This is a genomic window from Neobacillus vireti (assembly GCF_036962465.1).
In the GTDB taxonomy this organism is placed as follows: domain Bacteria; phylum Bacillota; class Bacilli; order Bacillales; family Cytobacillaceae; genus Neobacillus; species Neobacillus vireti_B.
Map to the genome: position 1 here is coordinate 23213 of NZ_JBALNF010000045.1, position 15080 is coordinate 38292.

Annotated in this window: 18 protein-coding genes; 9 read left to right on the plus strand and 9 right to left on the minus strand. The window is 41.4% G+C overall.

Features of this window, described 5'->3' with window-relative positions:
- Positions 1-175: 175 nt before the first annotated feature.
- The 5 genes from V7077_RS18985 to V7077_RS19005 all read left to right on the plus strand — a co-directional run bounded on the left by V7077_RS18985 (position 176) and on the right by V7077_RS19005 (position 5751).
- Complete coding sequence (locus tag V7077_RS18985) at positions 176-691, plus strand: type 1 glutamine amidotransferase domain-containing protein (protein WP_335504818.1); 516 nt, start codon at positions 176-178, stop codon at positions 689-691.
- Positions 692-975: 284 nt separating this feature from the next.
- The gene (locus tag V7077_RS18990; protein WP_335504783.1) at positions 976-1899 is read left to right on the plus strand and encodes a sensor domain-containing diguanylate cyclase; all 924 of its coding nucleotides are present in this window, start codon (positions 976-978) and stop codon (positions 1897-1899) included.
- A gap of 323 nt (positions 1900-2222) precedes the next feature.
- Positions 2223-3191 carry a peptidoglycan recognition protein family protein gene (locus V7077_RS18995; protein ID WP_335504785.1) on the plus strand — a complete coding sequence of 323 codons (969 nt, stop codon included), beginning with the start codon at positions 2223-2225 and terminating at the stop codon, positions 3189-3191.
- Positions 3192-3473: 282 nt separating this feature from the next.
- Entirely contained in the window at positions 3474-4763 is a 1290-nt protein-coding gene (locus V7077_RS19000; protein WP_335504787.1) for an NCS2 family permease, read from the plus strand.
- A 226-nt stretch (positions 4764-4989) separates the two neighbouring features.
- Complete coding sequence (locus V7077_RS19005) at positions 4990-5751, plus strand: TrmB family transcriptional regulator (RefSeq protein ID WP_335504820.1); 762 nt, start codon at positions 4990-4992, stop codon at positions 5749-5751.
- 28 nt (positions 5752-5779) lie between these two features.
- On the opposite strand, the gene deoD is transcribed toward V7077_RS19005, so the two are convergent.
- Positions 5780-6484: a purine-nucleoside phosphorylase gene (deoD, locus tag V7077_RS19010; RefSeq protein WP_335504822.1), complete on the minus strand. Its 705-nt coding sequence runs from the start codon at positions 6482-6484 to the stop codon at positions 5780-5782.
- A gap of 50 nt (positions 6485-6534) precedes the next feature.
- Positions 6535-7701: an MFS transporter gene (locus V7077_RS19015; protein WP_335504789.1), complete on the minus strand. Its 1167-nt coding sequence runs from the start codon at positions 7699-7701 to the stop codon at positions 6535-6537.
- Between the two features lie 326 nt (positions 7702-8027).
- Between V7077_RS19015 and V7077_RS19020 the strand changes: the two genes are divergently transcribed.
- Positions 8028-8246: a spore germination protein gene (locus V7077_RS19020; RefSeq protein ID WP_335504791.1), complete on the plus strand. Its 219-nt coding sequence runs from the start codon at positions 8028-8030 to the stop codon at positions 8244-8246.
- Positions 8247-8425: 179 nt separating this feature from the next.
- On the opposite strand, the gene V7077_RS19025 is transcribed toward V7077_RS19020, so the two are convergent.
- Positions 8426-9592: a 3D domain-containing protein gene (locus V7077_RS19025; RefSeq protein ID WP_335504793.1), complete on the minus strand. Its 1167-nt coding sequence runs from the start codon at positions 9590-9592 to the stop codon at positions 8426-8428.
- A gap of 240 nt (positions 9593-9832) precedes the next feature.
- A complete protein-coding gene (locus V7077_RS19030) occupies positions 9833-10255 on the minus strand; it encodes a hypothetical protein (protein ID WP_335504795.1) in 423 nt (140 codons plus the stop codon).
- 217 nt (positions 10256-10472) lie between these two features.
- Between V7077_RS19030 and V7077_RS19035 the strand changes: the two genes are divergently transcribed.
- Positions 10473-10886: a helix-turn-helix domain-containing protein gene (locus tag V7077_RS19035; protein WP_335504798.1), complete on the plus strand. Its 414-nt coding sequence runs from the start codon at positions 10473-10475 to the stop codon at positions 10884-10886.
- A gap of 704 nt (positions 10887-11590) precedes the next feature.
- Here V7077_RS19035 and V7077_RS19040 read toward each other — a convergent pair.
- Entirely contained in the window at positions 11591-11812 is a 222-nt protein-coding gene (locus V7077_RS19040) for a hypothetical protein (protein WP_335504800.1), read from the minus strand.
- Positions 11799-12173 (minus strand): single-stranded DNA-binding protein, encoded by a 375-nt coding sequence (locus V7077_RS19045; protein WP_335504802.1) that lies wholly within the window; start codon positions 12171-12173, stop codon positions 11799-11801. The genes V7077_RS19040 and V7077_RS19045 overlap by 14 nt, the downstream gene beginning before the upstream one ends.
- A 245-nt stretch (positions 12174-12418) precedes the next feature.
- Here V7077_RS19045 and V7077_RS19050 point away from each other — a divergent pair, with 245 nt between their 5' ends.
- Entirely contained in the window at positions 12419-12850 is a 432-nt protein-coding gene (locus V7077_RS19050; protein WP_335504804.1) for a YwpF family protein, read from the plus strand.
- 131 nt (positions 12851-12981) lie between these two features.
- Entirely contained in the window at positions 12982-13242 is a 261-nt protein-coding gene (locus V7077_RS19055) for a hypothetical protein (protein ID WP_335504806.1), read from the plus strand.
- A 402-nt stretch (positions 13243-13644) separates the two neighbouring features.
- Here V7077_RS19055 and V7077_RS19060 read toward each other — a convergent pair whose 3' ends face one another.
- From V7077_RS19060 to V7077_RS19070, 3 genes are all read right to left on the minus strand, one after another.
- Entirely contained in the window at positions 13645-14004 is a 360-nt protein-coding gene (locus V7077_RS19060; RefSeq protein ID WP_335504808.1) for a hypothetical protein, read from the minus strand.
- 104 nt (positions 14005-14108) lie between these two features.
- Complete coding sequence (fabZ, locus tag V7077_RS19065) at positions 14109-14543, minus strand: 3-hydroxyacyl-ACP dehydratase FabZ (RefSeq protein WP_098527832.1); 435 nt, start codon at positions 14541-14543, stop codon at positions 14109-14111.
- A 74-nt stretch (positions 14544-14617) separates the two neighbouring features.
- On the minus strand, positions 14618-14926 hold the full coding sequence (locus tag V7077_RS19070) for a DNA-directed RNA polymerase subunit beta (RefSeq protein ID WP_335504811.1): 309 nt from the start codon (positions 14924-14926) through the stop codon (positions 14618-14620).
- Between the last annotated feature and the right edge of the window lie 154 nt (positions 14927-15080).

Here is a 15080-nt window from a genome sequence, read left to right on the forward strand (position 1 = left end):
AGCAGGAAGGGGCCGTCCAGTCGATGGATGGCCCTTATTTTGGTGGTTGAGGATGCGTTTGTTAATATAATTAATTTTTTGTTAATATCCATCCCACACTCGGCAGCTGAACAGGTTTTATCCACTTGCGTAAAGGGTACTTTACTATGGAGTCTTAGAAGAGGAGTTGATTGCTATGAGCAAAAAAATTGCTGTGTTAGTAACAGATCATTTCGAGAATTCCGAGTATAGTGAACCGGTACAGGCCTTTAAGGAAAAAGGGCATGAGGTTACCGCCATCGAAATGGAAAAAGGCAAAACGGTGAAAGGTAAACAAGGTGAGAGTGAAGTGGTCATCGACCAAAGTATTGATGAGGTCTCTCCTGAGGAATTCGATGCCCTGTTCATTCCGGGTGGATTTTCGCCGGATATTCTTCGTGCCGACGAGCGGTTTGTCCAATTTACGAAAGCCTTTATGGATGCTAAAAAGCCGGTATTCGCCATCTGCCACGGGCCTCAGCTGCTAATTACAGCAGAAACGCTTGAGGGGCGTGATGTAACGGGGTACAAGTCAATTCATGTCGATTTAAAAAATGCCGGCGGTAATTTGCATGACAAAGAAGTGGTCGTGTGCCAGAATCAGCTGGTCACGAGCAGGCAGCCGGATGATATCCCGGCCTTTGTCCAAGAATCTTTACGAATATTAGGGTAGCATTATGAAGGTGTCCAGACTTTTTGGGCACCTTTTTTGAGCATAAGTATAGGCACCCAGCTGTTATTTCCGGCTTAGAATTAGGATAAATTGGATTGGTCAAATTCTCTCCCTTCAAAGCCTCCCAGCTGAGACTCCCTGCAAAACATATCATCAGGAAACACCTTAATAGACTCCTTTTTAACTGCCCATTTTTCCCCTTCCACTTAGGAAAAAATCATTTTACAAAACTTAAATGCATCCATACAATAGACAAGAAAGAATTATACCTACAGGAGATTTTCATGGCTAACCATTTTGACTTACTTTCTGCTCATGGGAATGATGGCTATAAGCAATTGATTGAGTTTTTCCCTGAAGCCATCATCATCCACATTGAAGGAATCATCGTTTATACCAATATTGCTGCTCAAAAAATTTTAGGAGCTACTTCTAGCGGAGAATTAATCGGGAAGCCCATCCTGGAGTTTGTTCATCCAGAGGACCAAAAAAAGGTGCTGTCTGCTATTATGGAGGCACTGCAAACTCCTTATGAAGCCGGAATCGGGAAAATCAACCCTGAGAGCCGATATATTGAAGAACGGTTATTAAGAGTGGATGGTGGAATGGTAAAAGTAGAAGCCACCGGGATAGCAATTATCTATGAAGGTAAGCCCGCTATCCTAACGATTGGAAAAGAAGTAACCTATCCAAATCGCTACGAAAATTTACTTAACGACCTAGCTTATATTGATTCTTTAACAAGGTTATATAACCGCCGATGGTATATGGATGTTTTTCGGAACAAGTTAAACTCCCATGAATATCAGGAACTTGCTATCTTGTTTATGGACCTGGATGGTTTCAAGAATGTCAATGATACTTATGGACATTTAGTTGGTGATCGCTTCTTAAAAGAAGTGGCTGAAAAAATTAAATTCACGGTTGGGTCAAAGGGTGATGTGGCTAGATTTGCGGGAGATGAATTCATTATTATCCTCCACTCCCCAGAACACCTTGCTGATCTCATTAATGAAGTGATTAACCAGGTTAGAAGTCAGGTAAAGAACCAGCAGCTTCATACGTTTGTCACTGCCAGTATTGGCGTGTCTCTTTATCCGAAAGATAGCGAGAATGCGGAGACTTTACTAATGCAGGCGGATAAGGCCATGTATGTGGCAAAATGCAATGGGAAGAATCAATATTGTTTTTTTCAGGAGGAAAGGTAAGGAATGCTCATTAATTTTAGTGAAAAATGATTTACATATGAAGATTTTCAGCCTTATCTCCTTTAAAAACTTTTATATAACCTTAATGGTTTGTTCATAGTTTGTTCATCTCTCGAGTGTAAGATAAACCTATGAAATTGATTTTACCTCTTTTTCATAAATGACCCCCTTTTTAAACATATATTTTCAGTCCAGCTGACCGTCAGCTGGATCTTTTTTTGCCCATTTATCTAATGGTTCTTGGTGTGAAAGCAAAATAGTCATGCACCGCCCACCCAATTTTGCATACTGTAACATATGTTGAGCAAAGGAGTGGAAAATGAATGGCATTTGAGATTCTCACGGTTGACCAGGTAATTCAAAGGCTAAAAGGCAGGAAGTACAAATATACGCAAGTGCACCATACTTGGGAACCCAGTCATAGTGATTTTAACGGCAAAAACCATCTCCAATTACAAGAAGCGATGAGGAATTACCATGTAAATACGCGTGGTTGGGATGATATCGGACAACATGTCACCCTTATGCCAGATGGTTTATTTGTCACCGGAAGGCCTTTTAATGAAACACCCGCAGGAATCGCCGGCTACAACGAAGGTGCCTTCATGACCGAGATGTTAGGGAACTTTGACATTGGTCATGATGTGTTAGAAGGTGCACAGCTGAATTCGATGTTAAAGCTGCAGCATTATCTTGTGACGGCCTGCGGGGCGCAAATCATGTTCCACCGCGAGCATGCAAGTAAAACTTGCCCTGGAACCTCCATCAACCGAGATGAGTTTGTTCGTCAAGCCATCAATTATAATCCCCTGCACCCTACCCTGGTTGCCGCCGCACATACAGAACAACCATCCTCCTCCACATCAAGTCCCCATTTGTTGCAATTAGGCGATAATGGGCCTGATGTAAAAAAACTACAGCAGTATCTCCTTAAAGCTGGGGAAAGGCTCCCGAAATATGGAGCAGATGGTGATTTTGGCAACGAAACCGAAGCGGCCGTCCGGTCTTTTCAGGCAAAGCACGGGCTTGCTGTCGACGGAATCGTTGGGCCGAAAACAAAAGCAAAACTAGAAGCAGCGGCCAGCACGCCAAATCGTCCTTATCCTGGACACATGATCAAAAAGGGCTCCACAGATACCAATAATATTAAACTGATCCAAGCAAGAGTTGGTGTTGCAGCAGATGGTATTTTTGGTCCCAAAACAGAAGCAGCTGTGAAAGCATTCCAAAGAAGTCATGGTTTAGGAGCAGATGGAATTGTCGGCCCAAAAACCTGGGATGCCATGTTTTAATCAGGGCTGAGCCGAGATAAGACCTGCTGTAACAGCAGGTCTTATCAACCTATGCATGAAAATGATAAACGTTGGTAAATAGCCCCTTTTTTAGTACAAACCAATCCAGCGAGGTGAGAAATGGTGACAGGCACCATTTCTCACCTCGCTGGATAATTTATGTGTTTGGTCCTCTCTCCTAGCTCAATCTGTGTTATAATATCCCTCGGCATAAGTTAAATATATAAATAAATGAACTTAATGCGGGTGGGAGAGGGAAATCGCGAAAGTGTGATTAATATTATGAAGGGAGTATTTAAGCTTAAGCAGCATGAAACAACTATACGAAAGGAGGTTATCGCAGGGTTAACGTCGTTTTTTTCCATTGTCTATATCCTGGCCGTCAACGCAAAGATTTTGGAAGATGCCGGAATTCCTTTGGAAGCTGGAATCATTGCCACCGTACTTTCTTCGTTTATTGGCTGTTTATTGGTTGCCTTTATTGGGAATGTACCGTTGATTATCGTTCCGGGAATGGGGATTAATGCCTTGTTTACGTTCACGATTGTTGGCTCGTTAGGGCTGGATTATCGGGAGGCTTTAGGGGCTGTGGTTCTGTCTGGAATTCTTTTTGTGATTGTTGCCTTTACCAACTTACGCAACATCGTAACAAGTGCTATTCCAGACTCATTAAAAGAATCCATTTCAGTTGGAATCGGCCTGTTTATTGCCTTTATTGGTCTGCAAAAGAGCGGAATTGTTGCTGGAAGTCCGACCAATTTTGTGTCCCTTGGTGAATTATCTTCGCCTGTTGTGCTGGCTTCGATTATCAATCTGATCATTGCTCTATTTCTGTTCCTAAAGAAAATTCCAGGCAATTTTTTAATCACCATTATCCTTGGTACGATTGTTTCCTATTTCTTTGGGCTTGTCCCAATGAACGGGATGGACACTAGCTTTATTTCCTTTGACAGCTATAAGGATGTATTCCTAAGCAGTCATTTTGGAAAGTGGTCGTTCCTTCCTTTTTGGTCGGCAGTCTTCTCATTGGTGCTAGTGCTCGTCTTTGAAAATATTGGGTTGGTCCATTCTCAAGTGAATGGGATGCTTCAGGCACCTGAAAAGAACGAAAAGTCATTAAAGGCGATCTCTATTTCAACCATTGTTTGCGGATTATTAGGCACAAGTCCTGCTGTTTCGACAGTTGAAACAGCGGCGGGTATTACGACGGGCGGCCGAACCGGTTTAACTTCTGTGGTAACAGGTTCACTCCTTTTGGTATCTCTTTTTTTCATGCCGTTTATCAAACTAGTACCAGATACCGCCATCACTCCTATTCTGATTATTATCGGGGGATTGATGATGAAAAATGTAGTAAATATCGATTTCTCTGATTTTACTGAAGCATTTCCGGCTTTTCTGGTGATCATCATGATTCCATTAACCTATAGTATCGTAGATGGAATTGCTTTCGGATTTATCGCTTATCCGCTTGTAAAAGTTTTTTCAAATAAAAGCAAACAGATTTCTGTTTCAAGCGTGATCATTTCACTGTTGTTCTTTACCAACTTTCTGCTTCATGCAGTTAGTTAATACAAAGAAGACCTCTAAAATGTGAATTTTAGAGGTCTTCTTTTTTTATGGCTTTGTTAATTTTGAAGGTTGATTTCCGCTCCAGTGCGGCTTCGCTTTCCGCGGGCGGGCCGGGAAGCCTTCTCTGCGGATATGACAAATTCGTCATAAGAAATATTTTACAACACTTGTTTTATCCCATATGATTAATTTAGTGTTTCCAATTTTTTTAAAAGAGGTCAGAATGATGCTTAGAAAGTTTGGATTTTCTCAATATGAAAGCCAGGTATATGAAGTCCTTGCGTCGTCTAGTGAGCCGCTGGATGCCACACTCATTGTTAAATATTCCGGCGTTCCCAAGGCAAAGATTTATGAAGTACTGACGCGGATGGTTGAAAAAGGTCTCGTATTAGACTCTGTTTCTGAAAAGAAGAAACTCTATACCGCTCTGCCTTTAAATCTAGTTATTGAAAAATTAACCAAGGAATTTGAAGAAAATATAAACCAATTGAAAAACAATACCCATCAAAACAACCGCTCGGATGACCGGGTCTGGAGTTTAAAGGTTGATTCTTCTATTCAACTCCAATGTAAACAGCTTCTCCAAGAAGCGAAGCATTCGATTCAAATTTCAGTTTGGAAGGAAGACTTCCAAGCGTTTTTGCCTATTTTAATCGAAAAAGAGCAATCAGGCGTAAAGGTAGAGGCACTTGTTGTCGGGGATGTCCAAGCATCAGCCTTATCCTCCCTGCATATCCTGTCGCCTAATGAAGAACACCGCAGATTAGAGAAAAACCGCCTTATTATTATTGATGAAGAGACGATTTTGTTTGCTGGTGTGGAGGACAATTCATGGCAAGCCATGCTTACAAAATCCAAACCATTTGTGAAGTTTTTTGTCGAGTTTTTCTACCATGATGTCGTGTTAACAAAAGTCACAAAGAAATATGAAGACCAGTTAATGAATGATGAGGAATTTAAACCTCTTCTGCTACGGCTTCGATATTAAGAAAAGCAGGGGACGATTCCCCTGCCTTTTATTTTGTGAGCGTATCAAGAGCAATAACGACCATATCATTAAAGGTGGTTTGCCGCTCTTCAGCTGTGGTATCTTCCCCAGTAAAAATATGATCGCTGACAGTGAGAATGGAAAGTGCCGAAGCTCCATACTTGGCCGCTAAGGTGTACAAAGCTGTTGTTTCCATCTCGACAGCTAAGACTCCATAGTCTCCTAACTTCTTCACGATCTCCATACTGTCACGGTAAAATAAGTCAGCAGATAACACATTGCCTGCCTTAATATCCATTCCCATTTGAATACCATGCTTAAAAGCTCTGTGTAACAAGTTAAAATCAGCACATGGTGCATAATCAATCCCTGGAAAATTCAGGCGGTTACTATTTGAATCAGTTGATGAAGTCATGGCAAGAATGACATCACGTACATGAATATCCTTTTGGATGGCACCACAGGAACCAACCCGAATTAAGTTTTTCACACCATAATCGCGGATTAATTCATTTACATAAATCGAAATAGAAGGAATCCCCATCCCTGTTCCCTGAACGGAAACTCTTTTCCCTTTATAAGTCCCTGTAAATCCAAGCATCCCCCTAACCTCATTGTAGCAATGGACATCCTCTAAAAAAGTCTCAGCGATATACTTCGCCCTTAATGGATCTCCAGGTAATAGGATATTTTCGGCAATTTCACCTTGTTTTGCATTAATATGAACACTCATTTGCTCATGATTACAGAGATCGTAAGACCTTGTAATCATGTTCACCTCCTTTAAATTTGTTTTGCCTCTCTATTTCTCACATTTCCCCGTGTAATTGAAAAAATGGAACATAGTAAAGCGATGAAGACAAAAATCCCGCCAATAGAGGCATTATATAGAACGGAATACTGATTGATCACCATTCCGCCAATCACGGATCCTAAAGCAATTCCCACATGTAAAGCCGAATTATTTAAACTTTGTTGAATATCAGATGTCTCCGGTGAGGTCTCAATTAAATAGTTTTGCTGCGCTGGTGTGATCGCCCAGCTTAACATACTCCACACCATCATTACGATAACAAACAGAATGATAGAAAAAATTACTTTTGGCAGGACAAACATCACAAGGCAAAAGGTCACTACAATCGTCAAAATGCTTTTCTTTGAACCCCATTTATCAGCCATAAAGCCGCCCAGGCCTCCGCCAAAGACAGCAGAAATACCAAAGATAAAGTAGAAAAAACTTACCCATGTTGTATCTAGATGTAAGGTTGATTTTAGAAATGGCGTCAGATAAGCATAAAGTGTTAAATGACCTGTTAAAAACAAGACTGATGTTAATTGGGCAAACAAAATCTTTGAATTTTTTAAAGTGTTTAATTGCTTGCCAAGTGAGATCACCGGTTTAGGTTCGATCTTTCCGAGAAAGAAATAAACCCCCATCATCGAAATCAGCGTAAGGATTCCAATGAACAGGAATGGTGACCGCCAGCCAAAGTGATTCCCTATGATGAGGCCCAACGGTACCCCAAGCACTAAGGAACCGCTGATCCCCATAAAAATAACCCCAATCGCCCGGGCACGGAATTCCTCTTTTACCATACTAGAACCAATCGTTACACAAAGGACTACTAATAATGATCCACTTGCAGCGGAGATTATCCTTGATAGGAAAAGGACAAGAAAGTTGGGACTTAAAAAGGCCACAAGATTCCCCGCCAAAAACAAGCTTAATGTGATAAGCGCTAATCGTTTCCTTTCCACCTTAGCGGTTAACGTTAACAGGACAGGAGAGGAAATGGCAAAAACAAGTGAATAGATGGTGATTAGTTCACCTGCTTTACTAACGGAAACGCCTAGCCCGCTTGAAACAATATCTAAAATACCGCCAACAATTAATTCCGCCATCCCGACTACAAATGACACAATGGCTAAAATATATACTCTAAAATTCAACAGATCCAACCTGCCTTTCAGTGACTTGTTCATTTGGTTACTACCATCATAGTAACCTCATTCGTGTATCTAATGCAAGGACTTTTTTTACGTGCAAGTATGTATGAGAATTCTTAAGAGGAGAATTTCCGGCTACTGTGTATAGAGGAAGCTTAAAATGCTGATATAAGCAGACGTTAAGGTTGAAATTCTAAGCTATAAGAGAAAACGTTAAACTTTGTTTTCGATTAGAGCCTCTTTTTAGAGATTCTTTCGAGAATAGTAGGTTTTTGGACAATCATTACTGATTGTACAAAATAGGATGAAATTAGGACGGTGATGAACAAATGGGATTTTTCATCAATATCACAAATTTTATCGTGGACAGCCTTTCTAATAATGCCAACATAAATTATGGACCGACTTATCAAAATAGTCATACCGCTAATTCGACGATTATCGGCAGTGCCATTAATATTGGGGATAACGGCACGATCATCTCTAGAAGTATCAATAAAGGAAATCGTACCACGCTGCCTAAGGAAAGAAACAGCGAGCAAGATTAACCGATTTTTAGCCAGTTACAACCGCATAGAATCACCATTACTATGGTGTTAATACCACAAATGGTGACAGGCACCATAAAAAGGACCAAAAAAGAGACCTAACTTTTGATTTGTTAGGTCTCTCGGTTTTTTACTATTCATTAGCTTGAGTAATTCTAGTACTTTTGCTTAAATGGCGTCTAATTTAAGATGATAAGTTTTACGGTTCTTCTTCCAAATGAAAGGGCTGCTGCTTTATTTGGCATTAATACATCGATTCTGTGGCCCTTAATGGCACCGCCTGTGTCACCAGCAATTGCTACTCCATAGCCCTCTACCCAAACTCTGCTTCCAAGCGGGATAATTCTAGGATCTACGGCAATTACTTTCATATTTGGATTTGCACGAACATTTTGACCTGTAGTGGTAACTCCGGAACAGCCAGGACAATCGGCCGTATACGCAGTAGCGGTAACATACATTTCTTTACCTTCTGCAACATCTTGTGACGATCCACTATTGCTTACTGGTACAGCCACCGGTCTAGCTGTAGCTGCACTCGCTTTTGCTGCAGCTGCCGCTGCGGCCGCGCGAGCTTTCGCTTCTGCCTGCTCCCTTTGGATGGCGGCTTGAAGGTTCTTCATTTGTGACTCAATCCCAGCTTTCTCTTGCTGAGCCATGGCCACTTGTTGAGAAACTTGTGCATATTTCTGTTGCATCGCGGTTAAAGTTTGTTGTCTCTTTTGCATATTTTGATCAAGCGCAGCCTGCTGGTCTGCAAGCGCTTTCTGGTCTTCTTCTAACACTTTCTCTTGCTGATCAATTTCTGCTTTATCTTTTTCAATCTGTTTCAGATCCTCTTGTTGCGCTGTCAAAATATCTTTGTCTGCATCAATTAGTTCAGAAGCAGCACTCGCACGCTGGATGAACTCTGTAATACTATCAGATTCAAAGAATAGGTTAATAATTAAATTGACATTGCTGTTTTGCTGCATCGCTACTGCCCGCTTTTTCATTACTTCTTGCCGGGCCAGCATTTTATCCTCAATCGCAACGATTTCTTCTTTTTTCTCTTCAATTAACTTGTTCGTTGCGTCGATTTTTTCCTGTGTAGCTGCCATTTCATCTCTGTTTTTGGCAATCTCGTCGGAAATGGATTTTAATTCATTTTGAATATCTGTTATATCTTTATTAACCGCTTGTTGTTCTTGTACTTTTTGTTCTACTACTTGCTGCTTCTGCTCGAGCTGAGCTTGTGCATTATGTAGTGCCTCAGTGTTTGTTTGTGCATATGTAACCATTGATCCCGATACACATAACATAGTTGTAAGTAACACGAGAATTATACGCTTTCTTGTCGTTTGCATACCCTTCTCCCTCCTTATTAACTATATTTATATCAGACTAATGTAACAACTGTGTTACAAACACAATAAAAGTGTATCACATTTTGTCTTATTTAATGAAAAAGTGTCTTTTCTGTGGCATAACAGTGTCAGTTTTTGGACAACCTGGCTAATTATTCTACTATTATAGATTAATATAGTGATAATGCCATTTATGGTGACAGGCACCGCAACTGGCACCGCAACTGGCACCGCAACTATTTACCTGCGGCTTATTTCTAATTTCTTTTCTACGGCGAGGATTCGTTCTTTTTTCTTTCTTTGTGACCGTTTTTTGCGATATGGGGTGGTGCCTAAATAGGTAACTTTTTCTGCTACTCTGACAATAAAGTAAGTAAACACCTCTAAAACTTCTTCTTCCGAGAGAATTTCGCCGCTTTTGGTTATTTGCAAGGAATTTTGTTGATAGGAGAGTACGATTTGGTAATTTTGAATATGAATCGAAAGGTTTGCCTGTTCCACTAGGGGGATTGTCTGATAGGATTCGCTCAATGATGATGGGAAAGCTGAGAATGACTCGTCTGTAAATAAGTAAGCATCGTAAAGGCATGGTTTTCTCGTAATTCGTATCTCTTGACTGTTGATCATTTCTCCAATAAACATCAATATTGTAATATTATCCAAACACAAAACCTCCAAGAATGACAATAATTTACATCTTTTTTTATTATTCGACAATAATAACAGCAATTCCTGTTAATAAGCCTCCAAAAAGCACAAAATTTCTTCGTTTGTGCATGATTTTCACAACAACAAACGTGCACAACATTCACATTCCGGCTTTTCCATCTTTTAAACCGTTAAGTTAAAAACATGAATTGTTCTTACGGCGGTGAAAGAGATGGCTTTATCAGAAAAATTAAGAGAACTGCGTGATAAGCAAAACTGGTCGCAAGAAACACTCGCGGACATGATGAAGATGCACCGGTCCACAATCAGTCGTTACGAAACCGGAAAAGCGATTCCCAATTACCAGACAGTCATACGGTTTGCTGAGATTTATAAGGTGGACAAGGAGTATCTTGTGGATGAACTTAACCAGCTCCTCCCAAATGTCGAGGCTCCAGGTTTTGTCTTAAAGGAAAAACTTGAAGATCCGGATGTTGGCCTGATTTTTCAGCTGTTGCAGGATGAGCCCGAATTAAAAAAGGCATTGATTGAGCTGCACCTTATGCCCCCTAAACGCAGAAGTTTCTATTCCGACACGATTACAACATTCATAAAGGTTAATAAGAGGCATAAAGACAAAATGTAATTAAGAAAAGCGCAAGCGCCCTGGTCAGCGGCGTATGGCCTCCTCGGAAAAGCTATCGCTTTTCCTTCGTGCGATGCTTATGCTGCCGAAGCCTTCCTTGTGGAGTGCTCCAACTGAGATAAAGGAAAGTCGAAAAGCGGAGGCGCCTTGATCAGGGGCGACAGGCATAAGACGAGCCGGCGAGAAGGCTGCTCTTTAGCCTTCTTGACGGATTGGCTTATGACCCCGAGCCCCTAGGCGCTGGAGCTAGACAACACGAAGAGCGGCAGCTTTTTCGTGTTGACTTATCGTAGGGCGGAGCGCGAAGGACACTAGCCGCTAGGGCGCTTGCGCTGGACAATTTTCTAAGTCAATTTTTATACTTTCCTATCGACCAAAGAAGCCGCTGACACGAGTTCAGCGGCTTCTTTTTTAAAAAAACAGGGGGGTTTTTCTATTAGTTTACCCTCCACGCTGTTATCTATACATTTATTATTCTGAAAAGTCGTTTTCCCATAAAAAAACGGCATCTGCCATGATGCCGCAAAAAAGAGGAAGCGTTCGGGGAAATGATTGATTCTTTTTACGGATGGAAATAACAATAGCGGAAAGCTCCTGATTAGCCAATGGACACCAGTCGTGTGGGGCATGAGCTGGGCAATTATCTAAAAACACCCGTTCTGACCCAAGCCGCACGGGGATAAAAACTTGAATATTACAATATTTCAAAGATGAAATGGGAATTTTTCAAAAGAATGATGATGACGTGGGTAGATTTCTAAGGGGTCGCTTTCCTTGACGACAATCTGCTTTTCCCGGATCAGCGATTCCAGCTGACGCACCCGGACTTGCAGGCTGTCGACATTCTTATTCGCTTTTCCAACCATTTTAATTAAACTTTCAAGCAGCTGCTCTAAACTGCCCTGGTCCTCTTCATGATATCCCAACGGCGGTTTCCTCCTTTCTTTGCACTGGTACAACATCGTGCGGCTTGGCACTTAGGAAACGAATCGTTTCTGCAACTACCTCGGTGACATACACCCTTTTCCCCTCTTTGTTGTCGTAATTGCGCGATTGGAGTCTGCCAGTAATACCCACCACCGTTCCTTTTCGACAATATTGGCAGGTGTTTTCTGCCGCCTTCCGCCAAAGTGTACACGGTACAAAATCTGTCTCAATCTCGCCATTATGATTACGGAACGGCCGGCTTACTGCCAGGCTAATATGCGTCACAGCCGTTCCTTCCGTTGTCTTTTTCAACTCTGGGTCCCGGGTTAACCGGCCGACTAGTGTGACTTGATTAATCATGCTTTCATCTCCTTTACCATTTAATGGCTTTATCATAGCGTTAGTGTTACACTGTTGTAAAATGGAGATAAAATGATTATCTTGGTTGTTTTTGTTGCAATTTTTATTTATCTCCCCTATTTATGTCATCGACACTCCCCTTTTTCCCCGATAAAACAGATTAACCAAGTTTCGACAAAAAGTTTTCGACATTCGCTTTTGCCCGACATATGCTATAATTAGGAAAAAATAAATAGGAGGTAGCGATGAAATCTTTTAAGTTGTACTCATTGGATGTAGTTGATGATGGAAACTCTGTGGAAATTCCATTAGTGGATGGCTTGATTTTGAACAAAGAAGATGAACACTCCACGTGGCTGCTTGAGGCTTATACGAACCTGTCCCTCTATGATTATTTTAAGAAAATCTCCGAAGAGGACCGTGACATTATTTTGGAAGCGGTTATCACCAAGAAGGAGAACGCCCCTGCCTATTTTCAAACTAAGATCTGCTCGCTAATTCGATTCGAAGAACATATAAGTGTCCTTTTCCAAGGCCAATTGCGCCGAAATAAAAGTGATTATTCTGAGCTTTTGCTCGACAGCCTGATTGAAAAGGGATTTAAAGGACCTGAACTATTAAAAGAATTTAAGGAAAAAATGCAAAGTAAACCCAAAATTAAAGTGAAGCATCATTAAAACCAGCTTAGGCTGGTTTTTTCCGTAAAATACACCCACTCTTTGAAAACAACCTTTTTTTGTAAATTTTTGTTGCCTTTTGGGTTCTATCTAAGTGATACTAAAATTAGAAGCTGAAAGGGGGATGTTTTTTGGAAAGTGCAATAGGGTTTATTATAAGTTTAGCATTTGCCATTTTTTTATTTATTGATGCACCAAAGCATAACAAAAGCCGCTGGTTGTGGGCCATTTTAGGATTTATCTTCGGACCGATTGCGTTGGGGATTTATTTTATTAAAACTGGCCGTAAGGTGGCAGGCTGGATTATCACGATTCTCGCTATTCTTGTCTATATAGTGATAATTATCGTCGGTGTTTTAGCTGTTGCGCTATTTGCAAACGGTTTTTCATGAGAAAAGCACAAGCTCCCTGGTCAGCAGCGTATGGCCTCCTCGGAAAAGCTATCGCTTTTCCTTCGTGCGATGCTTATGCTGCCGAAGCCTTCCTGTGAAGTGCTCCAACTGAGATAAAGGAAAGTCGAAAAGCGGAAACGCCTTGATCAGGGGCGACAGGCAAAAGACGAGCCGGCGAGAAGGCTACTTTTTAGCCTTCTTGACGGATTGGCTTATGACCCCGAGCCCCTAGGCGCTGGGGCTAGACAACACGAAGAGCGACAGCGATTCGATGTTGACTTATCGTAGGGCGGAACGCGAAGGACACTAGCCGCTAGGCGCTGGAGCTGGATATTTTTAAAGTCAATATTTTATACTTTCTTAATCCATGAGAAAAGGGACAGGCCAGCCTGTCCCTTTTTCTTATTTATCAATATGGTCGCGATCGTTTCGATCAAGGTCATCCTCAATCATTTCCTCTTGTCTGGTGTTGATGTCTTTAACTGGGTCCTTATCGGTATCTGTGTTTATGTCATTCGTTCTTCTATACCGATCATTATCGTTTACATCATCGTCATCAATATTATTGTTGTCACCAAGACCGTCATTGTTGTCATCCCTTAAATCATTATCTGCAGGGTTTTGGATTCTATTTTTTGCAGGATTTTGAATATTGTTATCGGTGATTGGTGCGTTTCGATTATCATCATTGTTGTTACAGCCGACAAGAAGTACCCCGCAAAGAATAGATCCTATCAGTAATTGAAAAAGCTTTTTCGTCAAAGTAAGGTCCCCTTTCGCAATTGTTTTGCCTTCTTAGGGTACCCTCAAGCCGGTTATTTTTATCCAAAAAAAACGACTGAGATTTCCTCAGCCGATCTTACAAACTATTCCTTTTTCTCTCCAAGCGCAAACGTGATTTCTGCCTCACAGGCAATTTCGCCGTCAACAGTCGCAACCGCTTTTCCCCTGCCAATTGGTCCACGCAGACGCGTCATTTCCACTTCTAGACGAAGCTGGTCGCCAGGCTTTACTTGCTTTTTAAAACGGCAATTATCTATGCCGGCAAAAAATGCTAAGCGCCCGCGGTTTTCCTCTTTTTTCAACATGGCGACAGCCCCGACCTGTGCAAGTGCTTCGACAATGAGGACGCCAGGCATGACAGGGTAATCAGGAAAGTGGCCGTTGAAGAACTCTTCATTGGCTGAAACATTTTTTATGCCAACCGCTCTTTTTCCCTCTTCTACTTCTAAAATACGGTCAACAAGCAAAAATGGATAGCGGTGCGGAATAATCTCTTTAATTTGTTCAATATCCAACATACTTAGTACCTCCTCCTAGTAACTGATTCCATTCTACTATATAGAAATAGGAAGGGCAATTACTCCCTTCCCTGTTATTCCTTATCGACTAAGTCTATAATATGCGTCCATGTTGATTCTTTAAATACATCTCCCACATTTCCGCCGCCTAGCACCCCGTATCCAACCGTTGCTCCCGCCATCACACAGATGATGATACTGGCCAGTAAAAGAACGAGACGAAGCCAGATGGGAATCAAACGCGTCCGCACTCGTTTATCGGTCTTAGGCGCTGGTGCAGCTTCTGTCTTTTGGAGTTTTTCCGCTTTCGTTTTTTGCACTGCCTCTTGTTTCGCCTTTTTATATTCTTCTCTCGTTCTGACTTGTCCATTATTTCCTGTCATTCGTTAATTCCCCTTTAACCAAATTCGGCACTTTTCACGAATTCGACGAGTTAATACATATTATATCCGATTCAATATCTCTATTATAAAAAATTATTCCTAAATACTCATTACTTTTTTTGGGAAGCTTGGGGACGGTTCTCTTGCTTCCTCC

Coding starts and splice junctions, on each gene's coding strand:
- V7077_RS18985 (WP_335504818.1), top strand. CDS start 176: ATGAGCAAAAAAATTGCTGTGTTAGTAACAGATCATTTCGAGAATTCC.
- V7077_RS18990 (WP_335504783.1), top strand. CDS start 976: ATGGCTAACCATTTTGACTTACTTTCTGCTCATGGGAATGATGGCTAT.
- V7077_RS18995 (WP_335504785.1), top strand. CDS start 2,223: ATGGCATTTGAGATTCTCACGGTTGACCAGGTAATTCAAAGGCTAAAA.
- V7077_RS19000 (WP_335504787.1), top strand. CDS start 3,474: ATGAAGGGAGTATTTAAGCTTAAGCAGCATGAAACAACTATACGAAAG.
- V7077_RS19005 (WP_335504820.1), top strand. CDS start 4,990: ATGCTTAGAAAGTTTGGATTTTCTCAATATGAAAGCCAGGTATATGAA.
- deoD (WP_335504822.1), bottom strand. CDS start 6,484: ATGAGTGTTCATATTAATGCAAAACAAGGTGAAATTGCCGAAAATATC.
- V7077_RS19020 (WP_335504791.1), top strand. CDS start 8,028: ATGGGATTTTTCATCAATATCACAAATTTTATCGTGGACAGCCTTTCT.
- V7077_RS19025 (WP_335504793.1), bottom strand. CDS start 9,592: ATGCAAACGACAAGAAAGCGTATAATTCTCGTGTTACTTACAACTATG.
- V7077_RS19035 (WP_335504798.1), top strand. CDS start 10,473: ATGGCTTTATCAGAAAAATTAAGAGAACTGCGTGATAAGCAAAACTGG.
- V7077_RS19045 (WP_335504802.1), bottom strand. CDS start 12,173: ATGATTAATCAAGTCACACTAGTCGGCCGGTTAACCCGGGACCCAGAG.
- V7077_RS19050 (WP_335504804.1), top strand. CDS start 12,419: ATGAAATCTTTTAAGTTGTACTCATTGGATGTAGTTGATGATGGAAAC.
- fabZ (WP_098527832.1), bottom strand. CDS start 14,543: ATGTTGGATATTGAACAAATTAAAGAGATTATTCCGCACCGCTATCCA.
- V7077_RS19070 (WP_335504811.1), bottom strand. CDS start 14,926: ATGACAGGAAATAATGGACAAGTCAGAACGAGAGAAGAATATAAAAAG.